General features: G+C 64.4%; 14 protein-coding genes. 4 read left to right on the plus strand and 10 right to left on the minus strand.

From position 1 onward, the window contains the following. Nucleotides 1-151: 151 nt before the first annotated feature. The 3 genes from greB to cysS all read right to left on the minus strand — a co-directional run bounded on the left by greB (nt 152) and on the right by cysS (nt 3207). Complete coding sequence (greB, locus tag VWP12_RS07865; protein ID WP_410473677.1) at nt 152-631, minus strand: transcription elongation factor GreB; 480 nt, start codon at nt 629-631, stop codon at nt 152-154. Beyond that, entirely contained in the window at nt 628-1701 is a 1074-nt protein-coding gene (locus VWP12_RS07870; RefSeq protein ID WP_410473678.1) for a DHHA1 domain-containing protein, read from the minus strand. The genes greB and VWP12_RS07870 overlap by 4 nt, the downstream gene beginning before the upstream one ends. 117 nt (nt 1702-1818) lie before the next feature. Beyond that, the gene (cysS, locus tag VWP12_RS07875) at nt 1819-3207 is read right to left on the minus strand and encodes a cysteine--tRNA ligase (RefSeq protein WP_125198621.1); all 1389 of its coding nucleotides are present in this window, start codon (nt 3205-3207) and stop codon (nt 1819-1821) included. Between the two features lie 123 nt (nt 3208-3330). Between cysS and VWP12_RS07880 the strand changes: the two genes are divergently transcribed. From VWP12_RS07880 to VWP12_RS07895, 4 genes are read left to right on the plus strand one after another with little or no spacing between them, the layout of a single operon-like run. After that, nucleotides 3331-3843, plus strand: a complete 513-nt coding sequence (locus VWP12_RS07880) for a peptidylprolyl isomerase (RefSeq protein ID WP_410473679.1) — start codon at nt 3331-3333, stop codon at nt 3841-3843. Between the two features lie 56 nt (nt 3844-3899). After that, nucleotides 3900-4658 (plus strand): UDP-2,3-diacylglucosamine diphosphatase, encoded by a 759-nt coding sequence (locus tag VWP12_RS07885; RefSeq protein WP_410473680.1) that lies wholly within the window; start codon nt 3900-3902, stop codon nt 4656-4658. Next, nucleotides 4655-5233: a CDP-diacylglycerol--glycerol-3-phosphate 3-phosphatidyltransferase gene (gene pgsA, locus VWP12_RS07890; RefSeq protein WP_125199657.1), complete on the plus strand. Its 579-nt coding sequence runs from the start codon at nt 4655-4657 to the stop codon at nt 5231-5233. Before VWP12_RS07885 ends, pgsA begins: the two co-directional genes overlap by 4 nt. Before the next feature lie 7 nt (nt 5234-5240). Further along, on the plus strand, nt 5241-6008 hold the full coding sequence (locus tag VWP12_RS07895) for a lysophospholipid acyltransferase family protein (protein ID WP_125199656.1): 768 nt from the start codon (nt 5241-5243) through the stop codon (nt 6006-6008). 50 nt (nt 6009-6058) lie between these two features. Here the strand turns inward: VWP12_RS07895 and VWP12_RS07900 are convergent, their stop codons facing one another. The 7 genes from VWP12_RS07900 to VWP12_RS07930 form a co-directional block, all read right to left on the minus strand. Next, a complete protein-coding gene (locus VWP12_RS07900) occupies nt 6059-6754 on the minus strand; it encodes a hypothetical protein (protein WP_125199655.1) in 696 nt (231 codons plus the stop codon). Nucleotides 6755-6840: 86 nt separating this feature from the next. After that, entirely contained in the window at nt 6841-7815 is a 975-nt protein-coding gene (locus VWP12_RS07905; protein WP_410473681.1) for an arsenic resistance protein, read from the minus strand. A 1-nt stretch (nt 7816) separates the two neighbouring features. Next, nucleotides 7817-8638 (minus strand): metal ABC transporter permease, encoded by an 822-nt coding sequence (locus tag VWP12_RS07910; RefSeq protein WP_125199653.1) that lies wholly within the window; start codon nt 8636-8638, stop codon nt 7817-7819. Further along, nucleotides 8635-9441 (minus strand): metal ABC transporter ATP-binding protein, encoded by an 807-nt coding sequence (locus tag VWP12_RS07915; RefSeq protein ID WP_410473682.1) that lies wholly within the window; start codon nt 9439-9441, stop codon nt 8635-8637. The genes VWP12_RS07910 and VWP12_RS07915 overlap by 4 nt, the downstream gene beginning before the upstream one ends. 8 nt (nt 9442-9449) lie before the next feature. Then, on the minus strand, nt 9450-10415 hold the full coding sequence (locus tag VWP12_RS07920) for a metal ABC transporter solute-binding protein, Zn/Mn family (RefSeq protein WP_410473683.1): 966 nt from the start codon (nt 10413-10415) through the stop codon (nt 9450-9452). 66 nt (nt 10416-10481) lie between these two features. Further along, complete coding sequence (locus VWP12_RS07925) at nt 10482-12497, minus strand: DUF3488 and DUF4129 domain-containing transglutaminase family protein (RefSeq protein WP_410473684.1); 2016 nt, start codon at nt 12495-12497, stop codon at nt 10482-10484. Next, the gene (locus VWP12_RS07930) at nt 12497-13435 is read right to left on the minus strand and encodes a DUF58 domain-containing protein (RefSeq protein WP_410473685.1); all 939 of its coding nucleotides are present in this window, start codon (nt 13433-13435) and stop codon (nt 12497-12499) included. The genes VWP12_RS07925 and VWP12_RS07930 overlap by 1 nt, the downstream gene beginning before the upstream one ends. Nucleotides 13436-13444 lie beyond the last annotated feature (9 nt).

Below are 13444 nucleotides of genomic sequence, written 5' to 3' on the forward strand. Positions count from 1 at the left end.
CAATGATGGCGATGGGGGAATTGGCGACCGGCCGCATCTCACCGGTGCCGTCGAGGGATTCAAGCCTAGGGAAATCCGGTTGGAATTACCAATGGCCATTCCCATTGCCGCGCGACCGGATGACCGCTTGCATGCAGTGTGGGATAGGGACTCAGTCGTAGCGGATGTCGACGATTTCCCAGGGCAGGTGGCCCTTGTCCTCGCCGGCGGGCAGCCTCACGACGTCACCGGGACGGCGACCGATCAGCTTTCGGGCCACCGGGGAGTCGATGCTAATCCAGCCGCGCGAGGGATCAAGTTCGTCGGGCCCGACCAGGCGCAGGGTGCGTTCGAGGGACTGGGTCTCGCATTCCATCTCGACGAAGGCCGCGAAGTACACCTTGTCGGTGTCATCCGGGGCCCGGTCGACGACCTTGAGGTTCGGCAGGCGTTTTTGCAGGTAGCGGATGCGCCGGTCGATCTCGCGCAGGCGCTTCTTGCCGTAGATGTACTCGGCGTTCTCCGATCGGTCACCCAGCGCGGCGGCCTCGGAAACCGCCTGGACCACCTCGCGTCGTTCGACTCGCCAGAGACGGTCCAGCTCGGCCTCGAGGGCCAAAAAGCCGGGCCGGGTGATGATCGGCGTGCTCATCGCTCGCCGGCAGCGAGCGTCTTCTGGATGGCGCTGACCGCGTGGGCCAGATCGCGCAGGCGGTTGTCCTTGAGCTCACCACCGGCCGCACCGGGATGGCCGCCGCCACCGAAGTACCGTGCGGAAATTTCACCAGCGTTGACGCCCGGATTGGCGCGCAGGGAAAGACGGCCATTGCCGCGTATGCCCATTGCCATGTCGATCTGGCCTCGGACTTCCATCATGTCCATGATCACGCCGCGCCAGACGTCGTGCGGCCAGTTGAAGAACACGCCCGTACGCACACCCTCGATTTCGAGTACCGGGACGAAGTCCTCATCCAACACCGAAGCCGAGAGCATGTGGAACTTGTCGTTGAGCGGCAGGTTTTCGTCGTTGAAGATGCGTTTTTCCACCCGCCCCTTGAGAAAGGCCTTGCGCACCTCGAACAGATTGCGCTCGAACGCCTCCAGTGATTCGCCCGACTCGTGGGAACGGAAGAACGCCTCCATCACGTGGAAGCGGTAGGCGCGCTTCAGGTCCTTGAGGGGCGGGGCGAGGTGATCGTCCTGCATCACCAGACCGATCAGGTAGATCGCCCGGCGGAAATCGTCGTGGTCGCGCAGCCAGCGATCGCCGACGTCAATGAACTCGGCCCGCTGGCGCATCAGTTCCCGCTTGGTCTCGTCCAGCTGGTCGGCGACCGCCTCGAAGGTCAGCAGGCTCGCGCAGCGGTCGGTGTCGAGGTGGTACCAGGGATAAGCCTCGGCGCAGTCGGCGCCGGTGGCGTGGTGATCAAGCAACTGCAGCTCGACCGGCACCTTCATCTTGCCGATGCGCTTGTCGAGGGCCTTGGCCTGATCGAGTGTCAGGTTGAGGTCGGTGATCAGCAGACCCGCCGGCTCGCCGGCCTTGATGATGCGAGCGACGATGTCGTCGATGGCGTTGTTGATGTCACGGTAATCGGCATTGAAGAAATGACAGCGCTGGTCGGTCTGATCGACCATGTACTGCGCGCCATAGCCGTCAAGGTCGGTGTGCGACAGGTGATACAGCCAGCCTTCGGGACGGATGATGTTCGGTGTGCTCATGGATGCTCGCTGACAGCGGCCGCCGCGAGTGGCAGCCGTGGATGAAAAGGTATGTTCAAGCTATTGATCAATCGGGAAAACACAAGTGCTTCCCGTTGGTGCGCGTTCGGCAATGACTTATTGGCGGCGCCAGGTAGTGCCCTGCGGTCCGTCCTCGAGGGTGATGCCATTGTCGAGCAACAGGTCGCGGATACGATCGGATTCCTCGAAGTTGCGTGAGGCGCGGGCCTCGGCGCGTTGAGCGATCAACTGGTTGATGTCGGCATCGTCGAGGGTGTCCTCGCGATCGCCTTCGGCACTCCAGTGGAGGAAGACATCCGGGTCGAGTTGACCCAGGTTGAGGATCGCGCCCATGGCATTGATGGTGGCCGCGTGCGGGGCGGCGGCTTCCTTGTCGGATTCGCCGATCTTGTGCACCAGGCTCAATTGCTCGTGGATCAGGGCGATGGCCTTGGGGGTGTTGAAATCGTCGTCCATGGCGTCATGGAAGGCATCCATGACCTCGGCGATCGGCTCGGCATTGGCCGGCACCTTCTTCAGCGCGCTGTACCAGCGCGACAGGCTGGCCTGGGCGGCGTCCAGGTGCTGGTCCGAGTAGTTGAGCGGGCTGCGGTAGTGGCTCGAGAGGATGAACAGGCGCACCACCTCGGGGTGATAGCGCTGGGTCACTTCCTCGATGGTAAAGAAGTTGCCCAGCGACTTGGACATCTTCTCGTCGTCGACCCGCACGAAACCGTTGTGCATCCAGTAGTTGACGAAGTGGCAGCCAGTGGCGCATTCGCTCTGCGCGATCTCGTTCTCGTGGTGCGGGAACATCAGGTCGTGACCACCCCCGTGGATGTCGAAGGTGGTGCCCAGCGCCTCGGTGGACATTGCTGAGCATTCGATGTGCCAGCCGGGCCGGCCCGGCCCGAAGGGTGCGTCCCATTGCGGCTCGCCGGCCTTGGCGTGCTTCCACAGTACGAAGTCGAGCGGATCGTCCTTGGCCTCGTCGACGGCCACGCGGGATCCGGCGCGCAGGTCCTCCGGGTCGCGTCCGGAAAGCGAGCCGTAGCGATCGAAGGTCGAGACGTCGAAATAGACGTCACCGTTGTCGGCGCGGTAGGCGTTGCCACGGTCGATCAGCGTCGTGATCATCGCGATCATCTCGTCGACGTTCTCGGTCGCGCGCGGCTGCGAGGTCGGCGGCAGGCAGCCCAGCGCCTCGGCGTCGCGATGCATCAGCTCGATGAAACGGTTGGTCAGCGATTCGATGGACTCGGCGTTCTCGGCGGCGCGGGCGATGATCTTGTCGTCGATGTCGGTGATGTTGCGGACGTAGTTGACGTCGAAACCGCGTTCCTTGAGGTAGCGCACCACCATGTCGAAGACGACCAGCACCCGGGCATGACCGATGTGGCAGCGATCGTAGACCGTCATCCCGCATACGTAGATCCCGACGTGGCCGGGACGGATCGGGGTGAACTCGCGCTTGGCGCGGGCGGCGCTGTCATAGATTGTGAGCATGTTGGCTACGATTCCGGGTCGAAGGTCGTTAGACTGTTCTGCATTGGAAATGGCGTGTTTTCTGAAAGCCAGGCTTTCGGGAAAGGCGTTAGTTTAACGGCCCCGACAGACGAGATAAAACGCATGAGTGACATCAAGAGCAAGATCCGCTTCTCCACACGGCTAGGCGACATCACGATCGGCCTGTATGACGACAAGGCTCCCAAGACGGTGGAAAACATCCTTGCCTATGTCGACTCGGGCCATTTCGCGGGCACGACCTTCCACCGCGTGATTCCGGGCTTCGTCGTCCAGGGTGGCGGTCTGACGCCGGAGATGGAGCAAAAGCCCACTCGCGCACCGATCGAAAACGAGGCCAACAACGGCCTGAAGAACAAGCGCGGCACGCTGTCGATGGCGCGCACCCCGGATCCGAATTCGGCCACCAGCCAGTTCTTCATCAACCTGGCTGACAACGCCTTCCTGGATTTCTCCTCCGAGACCCCGCAGGGTTGGGGTTATGCCGTGTTCGGCGAAGTAATCGACGGCATGGAGGTGGTCGACAAGATGGCTACGCTGCAGACCGGTTCGCGCTACCGTCACCAGGATGTGCCGGTCGATGACGTGCTGATCGACAAGGCCGAGCGCATCGACTGATCGACTCGACCCGACTGACACCACTCGACTGACCACTCTGGGAGACGTGCCCGGTCATGGCCGAAACGCTGATCATCGCTGACCTGCACCTGGCGAAACCCGAGCCTCACACGCTGGTGCTGCTCGACACCTTTCTCGAACGTGCCGAGCATGCCGAGGCGGTCTATCTGCTCGGTGATCTGTTCGATTACTGGATCGGTGACGATCAGCCCATTGCCCCCGAGATTGCCGAGCGGCTCGAGCGCTTTGCCGATCTGACGGCCGCGGTGTACTTCCAGCCGGGCAACCGGGATTTCCTGGTCGGCCGCCAGTTGCTCGAGCGGATTGGCGCGACGCAACTGCCCGATCAGACGGTGCTCGAGCAGGGCGGGCGTCGCTGGTTGCTCACCCACGGTGACGAGCTCTGCATCGATGATGCCGCTTACCAGGCCATGCGCGCCCAGTTGCGTGATCCGGCCTTCGTGCGTGATTTCCTCTCCCGATCTTTGCCCGAGCGCATCGCGATTGCCGAGGACCTGCGCAACAAGAGCCGCACGGCCTCGTCGAGCAAGCCGGAGGACATCATGGACGTGAACGCCGCGGCGGTCGACGAGATACTCGAGCGGACCGGTACCGATGGACTGATCCACGGGCATACCCATCGCCCCGCGATCCATCGTCTTGGCGATGGTCGGCCACGGGTGGTGACCGGGGATTGGGGCGAGGCGGGCTGGCTGGTCTCGCTTGAGGGTGACGGTCTGACCCTGGAGCGTTTCACCCCGGAATCGAATGAGGTCATCGCGACCTGGCCACCGCGCCGGGAGGCAATCGCATGAATCTGCCGATGACGCTTACCTGGCTGCGAATCGCCGCCATCCCGTTGATGGTGGTGGTGTTCCTGTTCACTCCTGCCGAGTTCGCGCGTCCGGCGTCAGCCTGGATCTTCGGTCTGGCCTCGCTGACCGACTTTCTCGACGGCTATCTGGCCCGTCGCTGGAACCAGCAATCGGCCTTCGGTGCCTTTCTCGATCCGGTGGCGGACAAGCTGATCGTGACCGTGGCGCTGGTCCTACTGGTGTTCAGTGACGGCGATCTGCCGATCGTGATTGCCACGGCGGTGATCATCGGCCGCGAGGTCTTCGTCTCGGCCCTGCGTGAGTGGATGGCCAGTCGCGGCATCAGTGCGGCGGTCAAGGTGTCGTCTCTGGGCAAGCTCAAGACGACGGCACAGATGTTCGCCATCCTGTTCCTGCTCTACTACTTCCCCCTGTTCGGCGTGATCGATGTCTACCTCATCGGCTACTGGCTGCTGATGATCGCCGCCATCCTGACCTTTGTATCCGGGGCCCAGTACGCGCAGGCGGCCGTTGCGGCCGTTGCCCGGGCCGAAACCGCCGCGCGGGGGCACTGACGTCGGCATGCGATGCGCCCTGCGTGGACTGACTCGCGGTGTGCGTTTGGCGCGCTACTTCGTCAAGGGACTGTGGCGGACCCGGCGATTTGCCCAGTTGGACGAAGCGGTTCGTCTCGAGCAGGCAAGGGCCTGGCTGGGTGGGGCCGCACCGTTGCTCGGGGTGCAGGTGCGCGTCCATGGGCTGGACAGGCTGTCCGACTTGCCACCTGGGGGAAGTTTGTGGCTCCCCAATCACGTCAGCTGGCTGGATATTCCATTGCTGGGCGGGCTCTGCGACGGAACGGTGTTTCTTGCCAAGAGCGAGATTCGTCGCTGGCCGGTGATCGGTCGGCTGGCCAAGCTCAGCGGCACGGAGTTCATCGAGCGTGGTCGGGGGAGCGAAGCGGCCAGCGAGGCGGTGGCAAGCGGCCTTCAGCATGGTCGGCAGATCGTGGTGTTTGCCGAAGGCACCACCACTGACGGACACATGGTGCGCCGATTCCACGCCCGGTTGCTCGGACCCGCCGTGCAGATGGAACGTCCGGTGGTGCCGATCGCCTTGCGTTATTTCGACTCCGAAGGGCAGCGCACCACGGCGCCGGCGTTTATCGGCAACGAAAAGCTCTGGCCATCGTTGTGGCGGGTGCTTTCCTCCGAGGGGCTCGAGGCGCACATCGACGTGCTCGAGCCGATCTATCCAAAGTCGGACGACACCCGCAGCGAGATTGCGCGGCGAGCCCACCACGCGGTCGCCGCCCGGATCGCCACGCCGGGCCATTCAGACACCGACTGAATGCCGGCCATGTGTCGCCTTGTTGAGGCTCGGGCGCCGATAACCTTCCGTCAGTTACCCATTACCCCACGCATGATCTGTTGCAGGTCGACCGGTTTGCTTGGCATGGCGAATCTCTCATCGGGCTGGCGGGCATCCGAAATGGACTCGAGGCGGAAGTCGTCACCGAAGCGCAGCACGGCCAGGCCGCGACGCTTGAGCTCCTGTTCCGCGGCCTCATGGCCAGTCACGCCCGTGCCACGGGCAATCGCCCGGGTCATGCCGCCCAACAGGGCGAGTTGCATTTCCTTGACCAGCGGGTCCTCCGTCAGCACGGCCTCATCGATGCGAGCCTGTCCTTCACTGTCTACCCAACTTACCCGGTAGCGTTCGCCGTCGACCCCGGCGATCGTCTCGCGTTGCCCGGTCGGTTCCAGTGACGTGATCTGGCTGGGCACGACCGCGTCCGGACCGAGCCTCGAGAGGGCATTTTGCTGCCCCAGCAGTGTGGCGAGTTGATCGAGATCCATTGTTACCGGATGCCCGGCGACCTTCGCCACGCCCCAAGCCTTGCCGTCGATGGCCAGCACATGGGCGGTTTCGTTGGGTGTGTCCAGGCGACTGCGTTCGGGGGTTTGCCAACTGAACGTCAGCGACGGCATGGACGCATCGGCGGTCTGAAACACGGCCGTGCCATCGGCCATGGCGGTCGTGTGGATACCGGCAGCGAGGCCGACGACAAGCAGCGAGTGGATCAATCGTTTCAAGCGCGGCTCCCTTCAATTTTCGGATCGATAGGGTTCGACCGTGGCGGCGCCCGGTAATTCCGCGCGCACCGTCGAGCGGGCGAATCTCAGCGAATGACACTGGGGATGACCCGGGTATAGGCGATCAGCCCGACCAGTTCGATCAGCGACTGCAGGATGATCACGGTCACGGCGGGTTGCAGGAATCCCGGCAGGGCGAGGGCAATCGGCAGGACCATGAAGGAGTTTCGACTGCCGGCGCTGAAGGCGACGGTGCGCCGTGCGTGAACCGGCAGGTTTGCCAACCGTCCGGCCATCTCGGCGATCCAGGGCACGATCAGAACATAGAGCACGAAGACGAGCGCGACCGGCCAGAGCATGGCGAGCTCGCCCGTTAGCCGCGGGGCGTGGCCGACCATGATCACGAGAAGCACCACGGCCAGCAGCGGCACCGGCAGCCAGGCGAGCCGCTCGGTCCAGCGCGGCCCGGTCGGGCGGCGTCGTTCGCCGATGTCGGTGAGCCAGCCCGCCAGTAGGGGAAGGAGGATGATCAAGACGAACGCGCCGATCATGCTGCCGATCGGTAGGTCGGCCCGGATGTCGCTTGCGGTAAACGCCCACAGGTAGACGGGCAGGAGCAGGATCTGGGCGAGCAGCAGCAACGGGGTGGCGGCGATCGCGCGCGGCACGTCGGCCCGGCCCAGTTGCGAGAAGCTGATGAACCAGTCGGTGCAGGGCACCAGCAGGACCAGGAATACGCCGAGGGCGAGCACGGGGTCATCGACGAACACCCGTGTCAGGCCCCAGACGAGCAACGGCACCAGCAGGAAGTTGACCGCCAGCATCACGGTCAGAAACCGGCGATCGCCGAACGCCTGGCCGATGGCTCCCAGGTGGGTCTGGGTAAAGGTGACGTAAAGCAAGGCGGTTAACAGCGGCCAGATCAGCCAGTCGAGCCAGTCTCCCGTGGGTGGGTTTGTCAGGCCGATGCCTACTCCCGCAGCCACGGCGATGAGGTAGACAACAACCTGGTATTTCTCAAGAAGCAGCCGGGTCTCGAATCCTGGGGATGTCGTACTCATGTCAGCGTCGTCCGGCGTGGGCAAGTCGCTCGATGCCCACGACGACAAGGTAAATCACACAGGCCGTCGCGATGATTGCAGGCCCCGAGCCGACATCGAACCAATAACTGGCATACAGGCCGGCCAGGCAGAACAAGAGACTGAAGACCGCCGAGAGCACCATCATCCCGCCGAGCGTGTGCGTATAGCGCTGCGCCAGGTAGGGGGGCAGGGTCAGAAGGGCAATCACCAGCAGCAGTCCGACCACCTGGATCATCATGACCACGGTTTCGGCGACCAGTAGCAGCAGCATGAAGTAAAGCCCGGTAACGGGAATGCCGCGCGTGCGGGCATAGACGGGGTCGAAGGAGAACGAGAGTAGGTCGCGGTAGTAGTAGAGCGCCAGGCCCAGGATCACGGCATCGATGCCGGCCATCAGCCAGAGGTCGACGGTGGCGACGGTGAGGATCGAGCCGAACAGGTAGGTCATCAGCCCCGCCTGATAGCCCGGCGTGAGTTCTACCAGGATCAGGCCGAAGGCCATGCCCGCCGCCCAGATCACCCCGATCAAGGTGTCGGTGCGCTCCCGCCGCCGCCGTGTGAGTGCGCCCAGCAAGAGCGCCGCACCCGCGGTGAACAGCCCGGTGACCGGCAGTACCGGCAGGCCGAGGAAGATGGCGGTGCCTACGCCGCCATAGGCGGTGTGGGCGATACCGCCGGTCATGAATACCAGCCGGTTGACCACCACCAGTGCACCGACGATGCCGGCCGCAATGCTGACCAGAACCGCGGCAATCAGCGCATGCTGGACGAAGCCTTGCCCAAGCAGTTCCATCAGGCTCATTGCGTGTCTCTTCCGTGACTGGCGGATGTCGGCTGGGAGGGCAGGTGCGAGTTCAAGGCGGCGTGTCCCATCGGGCAATCCGCGCCGTGCTGGCCGTACATCAGTCCCAGCATCTCCTCGGTGATGGCCGGCCCTTCGCCGCTGACCAGCCAACGGTTGACTGCGAGTACCTGCGAGACGGCCTGCCGGGTGATGCCGAGGTCATGGCTAACCATCACCCGGGTGAGCGTGCCGCCGAGGTCTTCGAGGGTTTCGTGAATGCAGGCGCGGCCGTAAGGGTCGATATTGGAAAACGGCTCGTCGAGCAGCAAGAGTTCGGGCTCGGTAATCAGGGCGCGCGCGATCAATACCCGTTGCCGCTGTCCGCCCGAGAGTGAACCGAAGGGCCGTTCAGCCAGTTCCAGGATGCCGGTCCGTTCCAGCGCCTGCCGCGCGCAGTCGCGCTCATCGGTGTGAAATCCTGGCCCGTGGCGCCGGCCGTGCGGCAGACCCATCAGGACAACCTGTTCCACGGTGGCGGGGAAACCCGGCGCGAGGTTGCCGTGCTGCGGGACGTAGCCGATTCGCTCCGGGTGCCGGCCGGGCTTGTCGCCGAACACCCGCACCGAGCCGGCATCCGGCCGGTAAAGGCCGAGGATCAGGTGGAGCAGGGTCGTCTTGCCGCCCCCGTTGGGCCCCACGATCACGGTGAATGCCCCGTGTGGAATCACCAGATCGATCGCTTCGAGGATGGGCTCGCGATCGAAATGGAAACTCACGTTTTCCAGGACGATCGCGGCGGAATCGGGATCGGATGCCGTCATGGGGAGGATCAGTGCTCGTCTTCGTGGTTGGTATCGGTCGCCGGCGTTGACGGTGCGAGCGCCTCGACAAGCGTCGCGGCAATCGCCCGCATGCCGGCAGGCCAGTCCCGCGCCAGCGGGTCGAGTGTCAATACCTCGCCGCCGATCTCCCGTGCAATGGTACGGGCCGCACCCTGGGCGAACTGGGGTTCGATGAAGATTACCCGAATGCGATGGTCGCGCGCCTCCTCGATGATGCGCGCCAGTTCCCGCGGACCAGGTTCCTTGCCCTCGATCTCGATGGGCATCTGCTCGAGTCCATAGCTCGCGCCGAAATAGCCGAAGGCCGGGTGGAACACCAGGAAGCGGCGCGCGTCCGGATCAATACCGCTCAGGGCGTCGAGAATGGCATTGTCCAGGCGATTGATCTGTTCGGCCAGTTGGCGAAATCCGCGATGGAAGTCGGCAGATCGCTCGGGTGCGGCCTTGATTAGCGCATCGCGAATCGTTTCGGCTTGCAGGCGCACCAGGGGTGGGGACAGCCAGACGTGCGGATCACGGACAGTCTCATCGGGGGCATGGTGATCGTGTTCGTCATGATCGTGTCCCGAATGGGCGACCATCGCCCGGCGCTGGATGGTCGCGACGGTGTCGACGACGGTCATCTCGGGGTTGGCGGAACGGAATCGTGGCAGCCAACCCTTTTCGAAGGGTACGCCAATGGAGAAGTACAGCTCGGCGCGGGACAGGGCCGTCATCTGTCGTGGCGTCGGCTCGTAGGTGACCGGCTCGGCGTTGGCCGGGACCATGACCTGCACGTCGACATGTTCACCGCCGATGGTCTCGACGAAATGTGCCTGTGGCGGGATGGAAACGGCCACGTTCAGGGCGGCCGCCTGGACGTTAAGGGACAGGAACATGCCGGCCAGGGCGAGACCGGTAGCGACGAGTCGTGATGCAAGCAGGCGGGGAAGCGGCGAACGGTCAAGGATCATGAGCGGCACTCCCGAGGGAATCGACTGGCAAATTGTTATTGTATAACACTAAGGCTGGGCGAGGTGCTAGTCCTGGTGCCCTCCGGATGGTTTTCCTGGCCGCCGCCGTGACCAACGGCCGCGCCAGAACAGTCGCCGATGCAGGTTGGCCAACCGCGTCGTCAGCAGTGCCGACTGACGTCGGCTCGGGGAGCGCGCGTATCGGGTCGCTTCCAGTAACTGCCCGACTCGACGCAGGTCCTCGGCGGCGAAGGGAAGGGCGTTTGCGGCACGGCGAAGCAGCGCCCGCTCGGATTCCGGGTTGCCTCGGTGAACGCCAAGCCGTGCCAGATCCTCCTGGAGTCGGGTCCAGAGATATTCGGCCTCGCTGCCCGCCAGGCGTCGCCGCTCCTGACGGGCGAGAAGCACGAGCAGTCCCCACCATGCCAGCACCGCGACGGCCAGGGCCCACAGCGCCGACCAGACGGGATGGTTCATCGCCAGCCCCAGTTTGCCCAGCCATTCCTGTTGCAGCCGTCCGTCATAGCCGAGCACGTATTGGTTCCAGCGGTTGTCCATCTGCTCGGCCAGTAACCGCATTTGCCGACCGAACGAACCTTCCTGACGGCGAATGGTATCTGGCAGGCTGGCATCATCGGCCGACGATCGAGCGATACCGTCCTCGATGCGTTCGGGCGCGACCGCCGCCGTGGGATCGACGCGTTGCCAGCCATCGGCCTCGGTCCACACCTCCGCCCAGGCATGCGCATCGGACTGGCGAATGACGAGATAGTCGCCGTTGAATTCACCGCCCTGGTAACCGGTGACCACACGGGCCGGCACGTCGGCGGCGCGCATCAGGCGCACGAACGCATCGGCATAGTCCGCGCAGTAACCGCGTTGCGTCTCGAACAGGAAGGTATCGGCCCGATCCGCACCCTCCCGTCGCCCCGGCGAGCGGGTGTACTCGAAGGGTTGTTCGCGGAAGTAGGCCAGGGCCCGCTCGATGCGTTGAGCAGGCGGTTGATCGCGCCAGTCTTGGGCCAGATCGGCGAGCAAGGGATTGAGGCCGCCCAGGGCGAGGTATTGCTGGCGCCGAAAGCGGGGCAGGGTACCGACGTCGAGTCGGTATTCGAGTGCCGAGGTCATTCGATACCGCAGCCGATCGTCGACCGGGCGTTCGCGCTGCACCACGAGATTGCCGTCGACCCGGCTCCTGGCGGGTGTGTCGATCGCGGCGACAAGGCTGGGCAATTGACGGGCGTCGGTCGGCTCCAGGGTGATCTGGTAGGTCAGTCGCGAGTCGTCCAGTGTTTCCAGGCGCGGCGTACCGGCCACCGGGTCGGCGGTCCAGCTCTCCGGATCGTCTTCGGCAAAGCCGCTCATCACGAACACGCGCCAGTAGCGATCTACCGGCGGGATCGGGGTGTCGTCGAAACGTACCCGGAACGCGGGGCTCGGATCTTCGGCGAGTTGGTCGAATTGCCCGGGACGCATCTGTTCGGACAACCCGGTCTGCGCCTGACCACCCGGCTGTTGAACGCCCCAAAGGGCACCAGGTGGGCGGGGGAACAGGGCAAAGAGGATCAGGGTGAATGGCAGGCCGAGCAGCAGCAGTCGCGCGGCCTCTCGCAGGCGTTGGCCGAGGTGGTGTCCCGTCGGACCGGCCGGCTGGCTGATCCCCATCCAGGCGCCCACCAGCAGCCAGAACAGGACCATGACCAGGGAGAAAATCACGATCGCCTGGTCGAACAGCAGCACGCTGATCAGCAGGAAGAACGCCAGCAGCAGAACGCCGTACTGGTCGCGCGCCTCGCGGGTTTCCAACAACTTGAGGCCGGCGGCGACGACCAGCAGGGCCACCCCGGCATCGCGGCCCCACAGCGCATGAAAATGCAGGACGACCATTGCGGTGCTCGCCGCGGCAAGGAGCAGCAACAGCCAGCGCGGCGGCAAGGCCAGGCCGCTGACTTCATGCATGCGCCGCCAGGCGAATGCCGCGACGACGATCGGCAGCACCGCCCACGGCAAATGTGGCAACAACAGACCGATCGAGCCGACCAGCACCAGCCAGAGCAGCGGATCGAGCCGCGCCACCGCCATCAGTCGATCTCCCCAGGGGCCACATGGTCGAAGCCCTGGTCATCGCGCTCACGACCAAACCGCGCCAATCGCTGCAATGCGGTCTGGTAGCACTGGGCGAGGTTCGATGTCGCCGATGCGGCGAGATCGTCCTCCCCGGGCAGGCGCAGCACCCACGGCCGTTGATCACGATTGAGGTCCATCAGGCGCGCGGTCATGGCCGAAAGCCGTGTTTCGCGTGGCCCGGCGAATGTTTCGTAATCGACGAGTTCGGGGTTGGGGTGTTCGCTGTCCGCCTCCGGGTGACGGGTCAACAGTTGGCCGGTCTTGGCGTAGTGACGGAAGACGATATGGCGAATCGGATCGCCGGGGTGATAGCTGCGCAGGCGCGTCGGGTCGCCCTCCAGGCTCGCCTGGTCCCCTGATTCGTCGTTTTCTGTCCATTGGGCCCGGTCGATACCTTCGATCGGGGCAGGATGAACCCACTGGCCGATTCCCGGAGAGAACCGCCGCCGGACGGTCCAGAGCCCGAGCGGATAGGGCGTCTCGAGGGTCATTTCCGGGAGAGGCAGGTAGCCCCGCGGTTCGCCGGGGAGGGTTATTGCAACGATCGTGGCTCCCGGCGGGGAAAGGGCGGTATGGGCGGCGATTTCCTCAAGGCCGGCGTCGACCCGCAAAGGCGGCAGGGGTGCCTGGCTAGTGAACTCGACGGACAGCGAGCCTGGTTCACCGGCCGGGCGCATGCCGGGTGGGATGACGCGCGCTTGCACTGCGGACAGGGCGCGCCACCCCTGCCAGGCGCTGTTGATCATCAGCGCGATCATCATGAAGGCGATCAGGAAGATCAGGTTGTTGCCGTAGTTGATCGCCGCGAGCAGCATGGCAACCGTAATGACCGCCAGGCCCAGTCCGAAACGGCGCGGACGGATCTGCAGAGATGAGAGCGTTTGCTGGGACACAAGGAACGA

Origin of the sequence: Guyparkeria sp. TX1, from assembly GCF_046523965.1 — a bacterium.
In the GTDB taxonomy this organism is placed as follows: domain Bacteria; phylum Pseudomonadota; class Gammaproteobacteria; order Halothiobacillales; family Halothiobacillaceae; genus Guyparkeria.

Bases quoted from the DNA above. Each gene is read 5' to 3' on its own strand.
- greB (WP_410473677.1), bottom strand. From the start codon at position 631: ATGAGCACGCCGATCATCACCCGGCCCGGCTTTTTGGCCCTCGAGGCC.
- VWP12_RS07870 (WP_410473678.1), bottom strand. From the start codon at position 1,701: ATGAGCACACCGAACATCATCCGTCCCGAAGGCTGGCTGTATCACCTG.
- cysS (WP_125198621.1), bottom strand. From the start codon at position 3,207: ATGCTCACAATCTATGACAGCGCCGCCCGCGCCAAGCGCGAGTTCACC.
- VWP12_RS07880 (WP_410473679.1), top strand. From the start codon at position 3,331: ATGAGTGACATCAAGAGCAAGATCCGCTTCTCCACACGGCTAGGCGAC.
- VWP12_RS07885 (WP_410473680.1), top strand. From the start codon at position 3,900: ATGGCCGAAACGCTGATCATCGCTGACCTGCACCTGGCGAAACCCGAG.
- pgsA (WP_125199657.1), top strand. From the start codon at position 4,655: ATGAATCTGCCGATGACGCTTACCTGGCTGCGAATCGCCGCCATCCCG.
- VWP12_RS07895 (WP_125199656.1), top strand. From the start codon at position 5,241: ATGCGATGCGCCCTGCGTGGACTGACTCGCGGTGTGCGTTTGGCGCGC.
- VWP12_RS07905 (WP_410473681.1), bottom strand. From the start codon at position 7,815: ATGAGTACGACATCCCCAGGATTCGAGACCCGGCTGCTTCTTGAGAAA.
- VWP12_RS07910 (WP_125199653.1), bottom strand. From the start codon at position 8,638: ATGAGCCTGATGGAACTGCTTGGGCAAGGCTTCGTCCAGCATGCGCTG.
- VWP12_RS07915 (WP_410473682.1), bottom strand. From the start codon at position 9,441: ATGACGGCATCCGATCCCGATTCCGCCGCGATCGTCCTGGAAAACGTG.
- VWP12_RS07920 (WP_410473683.1), bottom strand. From the start codon at position 10,415: ATGATCCTTGACCGTTCGCCGCTTCCCCGCCTGCTTGCATCACGACTC.
- VWP12_RS07925 (WP_410473684.1), bottom strand. From the start codon at position 12,497: ATGGCGGTGGCGCGGCTCGATCCGCTGCTCTGGCTGGTGCTGGTCGGC.